A 14,940-nucleotide genomic window follows, 5' to 3' on the forward strand; every position below is an offset into this window, starting at 1 on the left:
AAAGTTCCTGCCCGACTGAACGTCGTTCGGGCGGGGACAATTGAAAATGAGGGCGGTTGGCAGGGAAGCTTTCTAAAGTACGAGCTACGAAGTACGAAGTACTCAATTTTGAGCCTGCTCTGTTTTGTCAAGACTGAAGGTTTTTGTCAAAAGGTCAAAATAAAAACACCCCGAGAAACGGGCGCTTATGGATTTCTTACTTTTTAAAATCCAACCAAAATTGCTATGTTTTAGAATTTCAAGTTGTTCGTAATAAACTGACATCTTCGCTTCGGATCATTGTCCATTGTCCACTGTCAATTTTCAATTGAGCCAAATCTGTCCTACACTTCAAAAGTGTAGGACAGATTTGTCACACAGCCAGCATGCTCACCTCAGGAACCAAAAAGCGCCCGGGGAACCGGGCGCTCTATGGATTTCTGACTTTTTTAAAATCCAACCAAAACTGCTATGTTTTAGAATCTTAATTCGTTCTTACAAGTGAAAATTGCCATCTCCGCTCCAGGTTATTGTCAATTGTCAACTGTCAATTGTCCATTAATTAAAGGTTTACCGTAAGTGTTCCACTTCCTGCTTTAACATCCACAGGCACGCCGCCGCCGTTGATCTTGCCGCTGATATTGTCCTCATCCGTATTTCCGCTGAAGTTGCTGAGTGAGTTTACTTTTACTTTTCTTCCGTGCAATGAAAGATCCAGTCCTTTGCCTTTAGGCAGGTCAAGCTTGATATTGCCTCCGGAGTTGCTGATCTTTACAAATTTGCCAAGTTGTGTTATTTCAACATCCATAGAGCCGCCACTGGTTGAAGTAGACAGGCTGCAAGCCATTTCAGAAAGTCTTACGCTTCCTCCGGATGTATGTGCAGACAATTCGCCGGTGATCTTGCTTCCATTAACTGAACCGCCGCTTGTCGAAGCATCGATTTTGCCATTCAGATCATTCAGCTTTAAAGAGCCCCCTGATGTAGAAAGGCGAATGTTGCCTTTGCAATTGCTGGCATCAATACTGCCACCACTTGTAGATAAATCGATGTCGTCCTGTGAGTTACTTAATTTGATGCTGCCGCCGCTGGTTTTTCCGTCAATTTTTCCTGAAATGCCTTCAACGTTCAGGCTTCCGCCGCTTGTTGCAAAATTTTGTGTGCCGCTAAGGTTAGCCAGTTTAATGCTGCCACCGCTTGTTGCCAGGTCAGTAGACACATTTTTAGGAACATATACTTTAAAAGAAATGCTGAGAGATTTCTTCCAGTCCATATTTCTTTCCTTTGGTTTTGCAGTAGCCGTCAGGACGTTGTTGCTGAAATTGATATTTACTATATAGTCATCTTCCAGTCTTTTCTTTATTTCGTCTTTTGATAATTTATTGAACAATGAATTATTGCCATTTACATACATTTCTATTTTAGGAGAACTGGAAGCGCCTTCAACAGCAATGCTTCCGCCTGAGGTTTCTACTTTTACTTTTTGTACATCGTTTGTTAATGCCTTCGTCAAATATGGTTCTTTGTCGTTATTAGATTGAGCTTTAGCGGCTAAGCAACCAACAACTGCCAGGGCTACAAGAAAATGTTTTTTCATGATAATTATAGTTTTAGTATGATGGGATTTGCGATACTCTAATACGTTTGGATGAAATGAATGTTACATGGAGTTGGGATTTTTTTTTGAAAACTCAAGATCGTTGCAAGTACGAATTACGAAGTACCTAATCTTGAGCTACTTGTTTTTTTAGCAGGCCTTCTGGCATTCACTTCCTTCATCATGGATTTTCAGTTGTTTCAGGTCTTCGTCGAAAAAGCTCTGTGTAACTCTGTGTCTTCTCCTGTATTTCTCCGTGTAACAATAACTGCTATTAAGTACTATTAACAATTAGTTACCCAGAGAGCATAGAGCAGACACAGATCCCACTGAGCGTATGCTTACATGCAAATCTATCATTGGCATATAAGGAGAAGTCTTCTTCATTTTCAATTTTCAACTTTCAATTTTCAATTGAAAATGAAAATGAAAATTATTCAGTCCGCAAACTCTTCGTCGGGTTAACCAATGCCGCCTTCGCGGCCTGGAAACTGACGGTTAATAATGCTATCAAGATTGCCGTAGCTGCGGCAAGCGGAAAGATCCACCACGAAATAGTTATCTGGTAAGCAAAGGTCTGCAGCCAATTATGCATAGCGTACCATGCCAATGGTGAAGCTATCATCATTGCGATAAAAACAAGCCATAAAAACTCTTTGCTTAATAATGTAAATAAAGATCCTACACTTGCACCCAACACTTTTCTGATACCAATTTCCTTTGTTCTTTGTTCCGCTGTAAACATAACCAAACCGAGCAATCCAAGGCATGATATAAAAATGGCAAGGAAAGCAAAACACAGGGAAAGTTTGTTAATGATTGATTCACTTGTGTACAACTTTTGAAATTCTTCATCTGCAAAAAAGCTGCTGAAGGGAAACCTGGGATTTATTTCAGTACAAACTTTTTGCAGGCTTGCCAATGCGTCCTTTGTCTTACCCGCTTCTGTACGCACAAGTATGCTGCCCCAGCTATCCTTTTCACCATATCGTAAAATCAGCGGTTCTATTTTTTGATGAAGTGATGTGAAATGAAAGTCTTTAATAACGCCAACAATGGTTCCTTTTTTGTCCCACAATGTTAGCGGCTTGCCAATAGGGTTCTTGTATCCTATCTTGGCTACTGCTGATTCATTCAATATGTAATTTGTAGAATCTGTGGCAAAATCCCTCGAATAATCACGGCCCTCCAGTAAGCGAATATTGCAGGTTTTTATGAAGTCATAACCTATTGCTGCAGTTGAAAACATTGGCAATGTATTGGGATCTTTTCCATCCCACTTCACGCCTCCTGTATTGTTTTCAATTTCCGTAGGTGCCTGTGATATTCTTGAAATGTTCTTTATTCCGGGCAGGCTAATTGCTTCGTTCCTGAACAATTCATATTTAGTTCTTAACTCGCCTTCTATTGGTATGTAAATAAGATTCTCTCTGTCGAAACCAATATTTTTTGTGTATATATAATTCACCTGGCGGGAAACGATAATGGTTCCAATGATAAGCAGAATGGATAAAACAAATTGAAAGACAACAAGACCTTTGCGAAATAGTGTAGCAGAGGTTGTGAATTTCATGGTGCCTTTTAATACCCTGATGGCACTAAATGATGACAGGAATAATGCTGGATAGCTACCGGAAATAAATCCTGTAATCAGTGTAATCGCAAGCAATTGCAACCAGAAGCTACTGTCAGATACAGGTAGCGAAATCTCTTTGCCTGTAAGATGATTGAATGCAGGCATCAATAGCAAGCTAAGTAAAAGAGCGATGATAACAGCGATGAAAGCGAGCAAGACAGCTTCTCCTAAAAACTGCCTGATTAATGCACCACGCATAGCACCAACAACTTTTCTGATGCCAATTTCTTTTGCCCTTTTTACCGATCTCGCGGTGGTAAGGTTCATAAAGTTAATACAGGCAATCAGTAAGATGAAAATCGCGATAAGGGTAAAGAGACGTACATATTCGATTCTGCCACCATCTTCTTTTCCACTCTTAAAGTTGCCTTTGAGATACATGTCAGAATAAGGTTGCATGCCAAGTTCAATGCGAAATGCAGCGCTTTGGTCTTTGTTATAGTTATCAAGGAACTTAACGATTTTTTTTCTAACGAGTTCCGGATTTGCATTGGCCCGCAGCATGATGGTAGTGTGTGGTCCGTTATTACCCCAGTCTTTTGCCCAGTCGTTTCTTACTAAAAAATAATCCCAGTTTATAATGTAATCTCCTTTAAATGAGGAGTTGTTGCCCATGTCAGCATATACGCCGCTTACAATAAGATCTTTTGAATCTTCCACTCTGATAGTTTTGCCGATGGCGTCTTCCGCTTTGCCAAAGAAATGCTTCGCCATAGTTTCGGAGATAGCGATGCTTTCGGGTGTTGATAGTGCTTTTTCAGGTGAGCCCTTTAAAAGCGGAAAGCTGAACATTTTAAAGAAGTCTTTGCCAGCGTGTGTGCCTTTCTCCTTCAGGATCTTGTCGCCAACCTGGAATGTAAGTTCTTCCTGCCATCCAAAACCGATCGCAGCCTCCACTTCTGGAATAACCTTCTTCATCTCTTCGCCAAGCATGCCCGGAGTAAAGAACCCAGCTTCAATACGGTTATCGTAATATTGGCGTTCGTAGATGTTGTAAAGCCTTTTATTGTTGGCGTGAAATGCATCTTTCGCGCGCTCGTCCTTCACCCATAAAAGGATGAGCAGGCTGCACGTCATTCCCAACGCCAATCCGAGGATGTTTATCAGCGAAAAGACTTTATTTCTTTTCAGATTACGAAGGGCAACAAGGATGTAATTCTTTAACATAGTTGTCAGCTTTCAGGCTATCAACAATCAGATTTCAGCAACGGTGAAGTATTTATTCTTCTTTTACACACGATCTTCCGTCAGCGTTAAGATTCAATACCTGTGCCAGTATGCCAAAGGCTTATAAATAAAGGGTTTATTAGCGGTTGCACATTTATTGGTGTTCGGAAACGGACAGTTTTTGTGCGAAAGTGAAACGTTGGAAGTGTTTTTTGAGTTGTAAGCGTATGTTGAACAGAATGCAATAACTATGTCACGCTAAGAGTTAGCGACTAAGCCGCTTTTTAATAGTTGCGACGACGGGCTTGATATCTGGTGTTATATCCAGCAAAAAAACCGGAACCAGAAACATAACGCTGAATACTATAGTCGTTATGAACATACCGGTAAAGCCGGTGATATTAGATGATATCAGGTAAGTGACTCCATATGCGCAAAGGCTTATTGCAATAAGCTTAAGTGTATTTACAGTAAAAGGAAGGAGGTTATATTTCTTCCATAAAAAAATGATGCGTACAATGTTATAGATGAGTATAGATATCAGTTGTGCACATGCCGCGCCGGTAATGCCCATTTTTTTTATAAGGAAGTAGTTGGTGGGTATCATCAGTAACACAAACAAAACGCTCGTGGAAAATTCAAATCTCCAATGATTGGAGGTCGTCATGATCTGTGCGTTAACCCCTGTTCCCATGTCAATGATCCAGTATAAGCCAATCAGCAGAAACACAGGCTTGCCATCCAGGTAGCTTTCATTAATATGAAACGCATTGATAGCATTGTTGTAATTGAGCCAGATAATAAAAAACAAAAAGATCGCCGCTATCAGCATATTTATGGATGAACGCTGATATACCTTCCGGATGCCGTTGATATCTTTATCCTTCCATGCATTGGACAAGATAGGAACCGATAAGGCAGAAATGCTGCGTTGAGGAGCCTGCAAAATCGAACCGAAATAAGTTGCAAAAGTGTAAACACCTGCCGCTCCAAGCCCATTGTTGCTGGAGATAACGATGCCGCCAATGACAGGTCCTACTGCATGGATTACGTTGCCTATAAAAACGTAACCGATCATGGTCAGCATTTTGCGATAGAATTTTTTTGTAACCCGGCTGAACCTAAGAGCGAGGCCTACCCGTTGCTTAATGATGAGATAGTAAAGCAACGCCGCGAATATTATTCCATACTGAAGGGCAAAGCCGATCATAAATTCATGGAACGTAATAACATGCTTCAGGTATAAAATGATTAATACGGTTGTAATTAACCTGAATAAAACTTCTTTTAAAAAATTGGTGAATGGAGCCTTATGCAATTGCCATGCATAAGATTCAGCAAGTGTGTACAACAACAAAAAGTAGGCACACGGAAACAGCCAGTAATAGTATTCCACCAACATGGTTGATTTGGTGGCGAATTTTCTAATGAAGAGATCGTGACCAAGCCAGCCGCAGAAAAGAACAATTAAAAAACCAATGGTGCCCCAGGCCAGTGAACCGCTTAGAAGGTCGTTTTCTTTTTCAGGGAGATTTCGGTTGTAGAACGGAAAAAACTTGTAAATGACAATATTGATTCCCATGGTGCTGACTGAAAAAATAAAAAGGGTCATTTCATTAAAAACCCTTGTAAGTCCGTACTGGTCAACGTCAAAAAAGCCGCGGTGCGTAAATAGCCACGTGTTCAGTGCGCCGATGGCAAATCCAATATATATCAATAAAGTAGCGAGAATGGTCTTTTTCCGAACTTCAGCCATAGTCGCGAAGGTAGGGAAAAGCAAAAATGCAAATTAGTAAATGTGCAAATTAGTAAATGTGCAAATGTGCAAGGGGAACGCATTATTTCGACACTATCTCCTTCTCCTCATCTACACATTTACACATTTGCACATTCGCACATCCGCACATTCCCACACTTACTCATTGCGTAGCCCTGTTGCCGGATTTGCATTGGCCACCTTAATAATCTGGGAACTGATGGTAAGTATGACCAAAAGGAACACGCTCAGGAATGCGAGAGATAACGTACCCGCGCCTATGCTTACCCTGTTGGCGAAAAAGTTCAGGAAGATATAGCCCAGCACATAGCCTATGGGTAAGGCAATCAGTCCGGCTATAAACACCAGTTTGATGAATGCTTTGGAAAGAAGAAGCACGATGCTGCGTATTTCTGCACCCATTACTTTGCGGATCACTATTTCCTTTCTGCGGGTTTCAGTTGTGTATACCGCAATGCCGAGCATACCCAGGCATGCAATGGATATGGTCATGATGGCAAGGAAGCCCAGGAAAGATATGGTGCTCCATTGCAGGTTTTCATCATAAATTTCTTTATCGAGCCATCCATATACAAATGGCTGTCCGGTGTTGGTCTTTTTCCATAGTTGTGCAATTCTGTCAACGATGTAGTCTTTATTTGCAGACGGTGCCACGCGAATGTTCAGGTATTTAAATTCCTGCGGATTATAGCGCAGCAGCAACGGTGTAATGGGGAACGAAAAAGATCTGAAGTAAAAATCTTTCACAACTGCGGATACAGTTACTCTGGCCGAATCATCCATTAAGATGGTTTGTCCGACTGCGGACCGGGGCGAACCCAGCTTTAATAAGGCAGCTGCTTTTTCATTAATCACAACATATCTTTCAGTGCTGTCAGTCGTTTTCAGCTGAAGATTTCCTGCGAGCACTTTTAGTTGCATGTCAGGCACAAAATCATTGTCGGTGAAATAATAATCCGCATCAATAATGTTTTCGTCGCCTTCTTTTTTTGTCCGGACGGTCCCTGTGGTGTATTTGCCGAGGTTGGTTGACGTGCCGGAAACTAATTCGACACCGCTCATATTCCTGATGTCGTTTGCCAATATTTTATAAGGGGCTCCGCTTAATGGAATATTGAGTACATTTTTTGCATTAAAGCCATGATCTGCATTTGCTGAAAAAGTGAATTGCCTGTAAAATACCAGCATAAACACGATGGTGAAAATGGACAGCGAGAACTGGAACACCAACAATATTTTACGGAAGCTGTTGCCGCCAAATAATTTAACGGTAAACAGATTTTTAAGCACTTCCACCGGTTTAAAAGCGGATAAAGCCAGCGCAGGAACTATGCCTGCGAGTAATCCAATGAATAAACAAAAGGCGATAAGTGCAAGTAATAGCGTGTAATCAAAATGAAACTGCGGAATGAATTCTGCGCTAAAGGGAGCATAGGTGATCGTTACTGAAAGCAGGAAGTATGCTACTATTAATGAAAGAAATGATAATACTATTGCTTCTGTAATAAATTGACCAAAGATCTGCCTGCGTGATGCTCCGGAAATCTTTCTGACGCCTACTTCTTTCGCGCGGTTGAGCGATCTGGCTATAGAAAGATTGGTATAGTTGAAGCAGGCGGAAAGCAGTACGATAAACCCGATGCCAATAGCTGCCAGCATTTTTCCGCGGGATGTGCCCTTATCAATCGAAAATGCAAGTTCTTCGCCTGGGGTAATTTCTGACAACGACTGTGTGTCGAATTGAATTGTTTGTTTTGAATCAGTACCGGCCAGCTTATTCACGGTGTTAGTAATCCGCGAAAGTACACCATGCAATTGCTGTCTGTTTGCCTGTTCTTTCAATAGCAGGTATGTATATCCGGAAATGGCGTTTTGCCAGTCGTTTTGAATGGAAGACAGCCGGCCTGTTTTTTCAAGTAAAGGAACTGCGAGTATAGAAGCATATGCCTCAAATGAAAGATGCGATTTGCGCTTGTCTTCTTTCAGCACACCAGTTACGGTAAAATTTCCGAGTCGGTCGAATGAAATATTCTTACCAACGGCTTCCTCATTGCCGAAATAGCGTATGGCGGTCGCTTTGCTTATTACTATGCTGTTAGGTGTATTTAAAAGTTCTGATCTGTTTCCTTCTTCCAGTTCATACCCGAAAATGTCAAAGAAAGACTGGTTGGTAAATGCACCGTTTACATGCAGGCGCCTGTCGCCGACATTGCCTTCATCTTTTAATGAGGGATATAGTTCTGCTGTTTTTTCAATAACATTTTTTTCCTTTTCCAGTGTTTCAGCCAAAGGCAAAGGAGTACTTGCCATCCGTAATTTGTTGCCCTGCTGATCTCTTACCTCGGAAATAACGCGATAGGTCCTGTTCACAAACGGATGAAATTTGTCGTAGCTCAAATCTTCCTTTACGCTCATAATGATGATAAGGCCGAGCGACATGCTCAGCCCCAATCCAAAAATATTGATGAACGAAAACAGCTTGTGTTTCGCAATATTTCTAAGCGCGATCCGTATATAGTTGAATAGCATATTTTAGGTATCAGGTGTCAGGTATCAGCTATTAGCTATCAGCTTTAGGCCGGCCTGTTTTTTTCTTTTATACTAACTGCAATTTTTTTTCTCTTTCTTTATTCTTCTATACAACTAGTGAATAGTGAATAGTCAATGGTGAAGGATACAAACTGGCTGAGTAAATGTATACAGCTCTAGCCACGATGGACCTCCGGTGTAACTTCTTGTACGCCCTTATATACCTTATACGGTTCAAAAAACTTCGCTTCGGTCAGCTTTAGGCTTGGGCTTTAAGCTTTATCAGTTGTCAACAAAGAAACGTTGGCGTGGCCGACACCTTACTTCTATGTCCTTCTCTCTTACATATTTTACGCGTCTTACCCGTCTTACATGTCTTACTATCTTACGGTCTTACTGTCTTACGGTCTTACTGTCTTACGGTCTTCTTTATTCCGTCCTCAAACTCTTCACCGGGTTATTCAGTGCGGCCTTTATTGCCTGGAAGCTGATTGTTGCCAGTGCAATAAACAATGCGAGCACAGCGGCCAGCGCAAAGATCCACCAGGTTATGTCAGTGCGGTAGGCAAAATTCTGTAGCCACTTATTCATAAAGAACCAGGATACCGGTGCTGCAATAATAAATGCGATGGCTACCAGTTTCATAAAGTCTTTTGAAAGCAATTGAACGATGCCGTTCACGCTTGCACCAAGTACTTTTCTGATGCCAATCTCTTTTGTCCTTTGTTCCGCTATAAAAGTAACCAATCCAAACAATCCAAGGCAAGCGATAAAGATGGCGAGTGTAGAAAAGATCAGCGCGATTTTTCCTGCACGCTGTTCAGCACGGTACATTTCATCAAATGAATCATCAAGAAAGCGGTAGCTGAACGGCATGCCGGGGGCCATTGACTTCCATTTATTTTCTATGGTAGGGATTAGGGAAGAAATATTGCCGGCATTTACCCTGAAAGAAGCTAAACCATAACTTCTTTGCAGTTTAAAGCACAAAGGTCCTACTGTCTGTCTAAGCGATTCGTAGTTGAAATTTCTTACTACTCCTAATATGGTATAAGAAATCTTTTGCTGACTGTCCAAATTCATTGTATACAGCTTTTTACCGACAGGATTATCCATTCCAAGTATTTTTGCCGTAGCTTCATTGATGAGCATGCCGGATGAATCAGAGCCAAAATCCCTTGAAAAGTTCCGCCCTTTAACTACATCCATTCCCATTGTTTCCAGGTAGTCGTAGTCAACATCCCAAACCTGCATATTAAATCCGTTGTGTACATCCATTACAGCTTCAGTCGAAAAAGAGTTGTCGCTGCGGCTGGAGGATGATACCGGCAAAAATCCGCTTATGGTGCCTTTTTTTACGCCCGGTAAATGTTCAACATCATTCTTGAATGCCTGTACATTATTGCCGAGGTTATAAGCATCGTTAATAATTAATACCTGGTTTTTATTGAACCCGATGTTTTTATTTTGAATGAAGCTGAGCTGGCGATAAATAACAATAGTGCCAATAATAAGAACGATTGAAATGAAGAACTGGAACACAACCAATACGCTTCTTAATGTACCGCTTTTTGATCCCATTTTCAATTTACCTTTCAATACTTCAATCGGTTTGAAAGCAGACAGGAACAATGCAGGGTAACTACCCGCCAGCAAGCCGACAATAATAGGCAGGGCAAAAAGCAAGGGAAAGATCACCGGTGAGAAGATATTTATAAAAGAGATGTCTTTGCCAGCAATTTCGTTGAACGCATGCAGAACTGAATACACGAGTAAAATAGCCAGCATCAATGAGAATAAAGTCATCATAACAGATTCGGTTAAGAATTGTGCAATGAGTTCCTTCCGTTTTGATCCCAGCACTTTTCTTACGCCAACTTCTTTTGCACGACCGGCAGATCTTGCTGTGGTAAGATTCATAAAATTCACACAGGCTATCAGCAGGATAAATAATGCAACTGCTGAAAAGATATAAACGTACTGCACATTGCCGCTGGGACTTAATTCAAACATCCTGTCTGAATAAAGGTGAATTTTGGTGAGCGGCATCAAAGAATAATTTATTCTATTGCCGGTATGCTCAAATTCTTCAATGCTGTTGATCTGCATGTATTGCTTGGCCTGCGGCAAAACATATTTGTTGAGGTATTGACGCAGGAATAATTTTTCAAATGCCTTATAATCCACACCTGGCTTCAAAAGAAGATAGGTATGAAAGTTATGACTGAGGTAATCTCCCCATTGAGGATAGGGGGCGTTCTTCATTGAAAAAAGGAAATCGAAATTAAAATGCGAATTTGCGGGAATGTCCTTTATTACCGCCGTGATTTTAAACGGTGTCAGGGTGGGATTGTCATTTTTTACTTCAACAGTTTTTCCAATAACGTCAGTCGTTCCAAAATACTTTTTTGCTGTGCTTGCAGTTATGACAACTGCGTTGGGCTCGTTCAATGCAATTTTGGTATCCCCTTTTAGTGCCGGTAATGTGAATACGTTAAACAATGTTGAGTCTGCAAATGCGATTCGTTCCTCATTGATGTAATCATTGCCTTTTTTGATAAACCTGTTGCCGCTGGACGCATAAATACGGGCGAAATCTTCCACCTGGGGATAATCTTTTTTCAACGCAGCACCCATCATGTCTGAGCTCACCGGCATGTGCGCTTCTGTTCCGTTAAATAGCAGATCGCTGTTGATGCGGAAAATTCTGTCTGCTTTCACATTGTATTTATCGAAGCTCAGTTCGTCTGTCACATAAAGGGCTATCAGCAGGAAGCAGGCAAGACCAATAGCCAGGCCTGTTATATTTACAATGGAGAAGGTCTTATTCTTCATAAGGTTCCTCCAGGAGATCTTCAGATAATTCTTAAACATAAGTCAGTTTTTATTACATACCGGGTAACCGGCCCGGCTTGAAATACCGGGTAGGCATTAAGCAGTATGGCAAATGTATGCCACATTTTAAGTTAATGATTATCAGCAAGTAATGTGTTTGTTTTTGAACCGGGTGTCCGGTTTTGATACAGTGGCTGTGTTGTTACGATACAGCAGGTTGCACGCAGCGAGCGCAAAGAAGCAGCGACGCAACGAAAAAGCCTTTGGCACCAACGACATTGTTAATTACGCATTTCCGCGGTCGGTTTCAGGCGGCGAGCGCGAAGAAGCAGCGGCGCAGCGAAAAAGCATTTGGCGTCACTGGCATTTTCAATTTTCAATTTTCAATTACGCATAACATTTGCACATCCCCCGCTTTCGCACGGCTTAGCTCCTGCATTTATGCACGCTTCTTTGTGCATTTGTCATATTTACCTAGGTTTGTACGTTATCAATTATATATGGCAAACAGGTTAAAAAAGAAAACACCTCCTCCACCCAACCCGGATGAATTGAAACCGGAAAAAGAAGCACAGGTTACGGTGACGGAAGTGGTGAAGGATGAAAGAACTCAAAAAATTGCAGGTGCGGTAAGCCTGCTCTTCTCTATATTTTTATTCATTGCATTTGCTTCCTACCTCTTTACATGGAAGCAGGATCAGGATAAAGTATTTCAATTTGGAATAAAAATTTTCAGCACTGACGATGTTCAGGTCCGCAATCTGCTTGGTGTTTTAGGCGCATATGTTTCGCATATTTTTATTTACAAAGGATTTGGTGTTGCATCATTTTTGTTTTGTACAGTCTTCTTTGTGCTGGGCGTAAATCTGCTGGTTGGAAAAAAAGTCTTCAGTCTTGTGCGCAACATTAAATACCTGATTATTGGATTGTTGGTGTTGAGTGTTGCCTTTGCATTTTTTACAGGCAGACTTGAGTTCCCGTTTGGCGGTGCGGTAGGAGAGATGATGAATGCCTGGCTGATCAAATGGATTGGTCGCGTTGGAACAGGCTTCGTTCTTGGGCTCGCCGCTGTGAGTTATTTTATCTGGCGGTTTAACCCAACCATCAAATGGCCTGAAAGAACTGTAAAACCTGCCGTTGCAGAAGATGCAGTAGGCGAAGAAGTTCCACCGGTAATTGAAAAGAAACGAAGAAGAGGTAAAGAGGAAATTGTTGCAGCTGAGCCTGAAGAAGAAATGGTTCCGTTGGAGAAAGCAGAAAAAGGTTTTGGCAGCAATAATAAGTTGAAGAAAGATGGCAAGGGTGTGGTTGTGATTATGCCTAAAGATGATGAAGAGGTTGCTGACCCCATGACTGAATTTGATGTGATAGAAAGAGATGAGCCGCGCGTTGAAATAAATGATCTGTATAAAAATGGAATCCCCGAGGACGAGGACGAAGATGTTGTGGAGGAAGAGGTAGAAGAAGAGTGGCAGGAGGACGAATTCCCGTTGGAATTAAAAGAAACTGCAGAAGACGAGGAATCGGAAGAAGAGTCGTTACCGGTTACCCGGCCTGAGAGAGACCCCCTGAAGATCAAGTTTAACGACAAGATCGACATGGAGCTTGAGATCCAGGAAACAAAAGATAATCACCTAAATGAAACAGCCGAAGAAGATGGAAAGCCGGCTGCCAGAAAAGGTTCGTTGGAAACCTTGTATGAACCAACACTTGAGTTAAGCGACTATCAGCTCCCTTCCCTTGAATTGCTGGAGACACATGGTAGCGAAAAGATCGTGCATGATCCTGCTGAACTGGAAGCCAACAAGAACCAGATTATTGCTACGCTGAAGAACTATGATATCGCTATTCAGCGCATAGCCGCTACCGTTGGACCAACCGTAACATTGTATGAAATCGTGCCGGCGCCCGGTGTGCGTATCAGCCGTATTAAAAACCTGGAAGATGATATTGCATTAAGCCTGGCTGCGTTAGGCATCCGTATCATTGCGCCTATTCCGGGTAAAGGTACCATCGGTATTGAGGTGCCGAATGTGCGTAAGACCGTGGTTAGTATGAAAACCTTGCTGGCGAGTGATAAATTCCAAAGCAATGCTTTTTCATTACCTATCGCAATTGGTAAAAAGATCGACAACGAAAACTTTATCGTGGACCTTGCGAGTATGCCGCACTTATTGATGGCCGGTGCTACGGGACAGGGTAAATCTGTTGGTATCAATACGCTGCTGGTTTCCTTGTTGTACAAGAAACATCCTTCTCAACTGAAGTTTGTTTTGGTGGATCCTAAGAAGGTGGAATTGAGTTTGTACCGCACAATAGAAAATCATTTTCTTGCAAAATTGCCTGGTGAAGAAGAAGCAATTATTACCGATACAAAGAAAGTAATCAACACATTGAACGCTTTGTGTATTGAAATGGATAACCGTTATGACTTGTTGAAAGAAGCCGGTTGCCGTAACATTAAAGAGTACAATGAAAAATTCACCAAGCGTAAACTGAATCCGCAAAGAGGTCACCAGTATCTTCCTTTCATCGTGCTTGTAGTGGATGAGTTTGCCGATCTTATTATGACTGCAGGTAAAGAGGTGGAAATGCCAATTGCCCGTCTGGCGCAATTAGCACGTGCGGTGGGTATTCACCTGATCATCGCTACACAAAGACCTTCAGTAAATATCATCACAGGTACCATTAAGGCGAACTTCCCGGCGCGTATTGCGTTCAAGGTTTCTTCGAAAATTGACAGCCGTACAATTCTTGATGCAGGCGGCGCGGAGCAACTGATTGGGAAGGGTGATATGTTGATCAGCTATAACGGTGAAATCACGCGTTTGCAGTGCGCCTTTGTTGATACTCCTGAAGTGGAACACATCTGTGAATTCATTGGTGATCAGCAAGGTTATCCGCAAGCATTCTTACTTCCGGAATATGTGGATGAGAAGGAAGCCGGAGATAGAGAGCTTGATCTGGGTGACCGTGATCCTTTGTTTGAAGATGCGGCGAAACTGATCGTCGCTAACCAAATGGGCAGTACATCCTTAATTCAAAGAAGAATGAAACTGGGATACAACCGCGCGGGCCGTCTGATGGATCAGCTGGAAGCCGCCGGCATCGTAGGCCCGAACCTCGGCAGCAAAGCCCGCGAAGTGCTGGTAAAAACAGACAGCGAGTTAATGGAAATACTGGATATGATGGCGTAGGAAGACCGTAAGACCGTAAGATCGTAAGACATGTAAGACGCGTAAGACAGTAAGATGGTAAGACGCGTAAGAGGGCTGTTGAAGGTGAGGCACCAAATCTTTTTGCGGGTATAAAAATTATCAAAAAAGAAGAGTGTAAGGGATGCGTTTTTTAACCTCCAATCTTACCCTCTTTTTTTCTTGCTATATACATCATAAGAAAGACAGTGCAACATCCTAACCC

The 14,940-nt window shown here is 41.9% G+C and carries 6 protein-coding genes; 1 reads left to right on the forward strand and 5 read right to left on the reverse strand.

Features of this window, described 5'->3' with window-relative positions; all coding sequences use genetic code 11:
• Positions 1-541 precede the first annotated feature (541 nt).
• From QTN47_RS00540 to QTN47_RS00560, 5 genes are all read right to left on the reverse strand, one after another.
• Positions 542-1,576: a DUF4097 family beta strand repeat-containing protein gene (locus QTN47_RS00540; protein WP_369327345.1), complete on the reverse strand. Its 1,035-nt coding sequence runs from the start codon at positions 1,574-1,576 to the stop codon at positions 542-544.
• 433 nt (positions 1,577-2,009) lie between these two features.
• Complete coding sequence (locus tag QTN47_RS00545; RefSeq protein ID WP_369327346.1) at positions 2,010-4,379, reverse strand: ABC transporter permease; 2,370 nt, start codon at positions 4,377-4,379, stop codon at positions 2,010-2,012.
• A gap of 265 nt (positions 4,380-4,644) precedes the next feature.
• The gene (locus tag QTN47_RS00550) at positions 4,645-6,135 is read right to left on the reverse strand and encodes a lipopolysaccharide biosynthesis protein (RefSeq protein WP_369327347.1); all 1,491 of its coding nucleotides are present in this window, start codon (positions 6,133-6,135) and stop codon (positions 4,645-4,647) included.
• A gap of 159 nt (positions 6,136-6,294) precedes the next feature.
• Positions 6,295-8,685: an ABC transporter permease gene (locus QTN47_RS00555; protein ID WP_369327348.1), complete on the reverse strand. Its 2,391-nt coding sequence runs from the start codon at positions 8,683-8,685 to the stop codon at positions 6,295-6,297.
• Between the two features lie 429 nt (positions 8,686-9,114).
• The gene (locus QTN47_RS00560) at positions 9,115-11,559 is read right to left on the reverse strand and encodes an ABC transporter permease (protein ID WP_369327349.1); all 2,445 of its coding nucleotides are present in this window, start codon (positions 11,557-11,559) and stop codon (positions 9,115-9,117) included.
• A gap of 461 nt (positions 11,560-12,020) precedes the next feature.
• On the opposite strand from QTN47_RS00560, the gene QTN47_RS00565 reads away from it, so the two are divergent.
• Complete coding sequence (locus QTN47_RS00565; protein ID WP_369327350.1) at positions 12,021-14,717, forward strand: DNA translocase FtsK; 2,697 nt, start codon at positions 12,021-12,023, stop codon at positions 14,715-14,717.
• The last annotated feature ends 223 nt before the right edge of the window (positions 14,718-14,940 follow it).

Origin of the sequence: Danxiaibacter flavus, from assembly GCF_041060425.1 — a bacterium.
GTDB classification, from domain to species: Bacteria; Bacteroidota; Bacteroidia; order Chitinophagales; family Chitinophagaceae; genus Danxiaibacter; species Danxiaibacter flavus.

What these genes read in the sequence shown, in the direction of transcription:
- QTN47_RS00540 (WP_369327345.1), bottom strand. Translation starts at nt 1,576, where the DNA reads ATGAAAAAACATTTTCTTGTAGCCCTGGCAGTTGTTGGTTGCTTAGCC.
- QTN47_RS00545 (WP_369327346.1), bottom strand. Translation starts at nt 4,379, where the DNA reads ATGTTAAAGAATTACATCCTTGTTGCCCTTCGTAATCTGAAAAGAAAT.
- QTN47_RS00550 (WP_369327347.1), bottom strand. Translation starts at nt 6,135, where the DNA reads ATGGCTGAAGTTCGGAAAAAGACCATTCTCGCTACTTTATTGATATAT.
- QTN47_RS00555 (WP_369327348.1), bottom strand. Translation starts at nt 8,685, where the DNA reads ATGCTATTCAACTATATACGGATCGCGCTTAGAAATATTGCGAAACAC.
- QTN47_RS00560 (WP_369327349.1), bottom strand. Translation starts at nt 11,559, where the DNA reads ATGTTTAAGAATTATCTGAAGATCTCCTGGAGGAACCTTATGAAGAAT.
- QTN47_RS00565 (WP_369327350.1), top strand. Translation starts at nt 12,021, where the DNA reads ATGGCAAACAGGTTAAAAAAGAAAACACCTCCTCCACCCAACCCGGAT.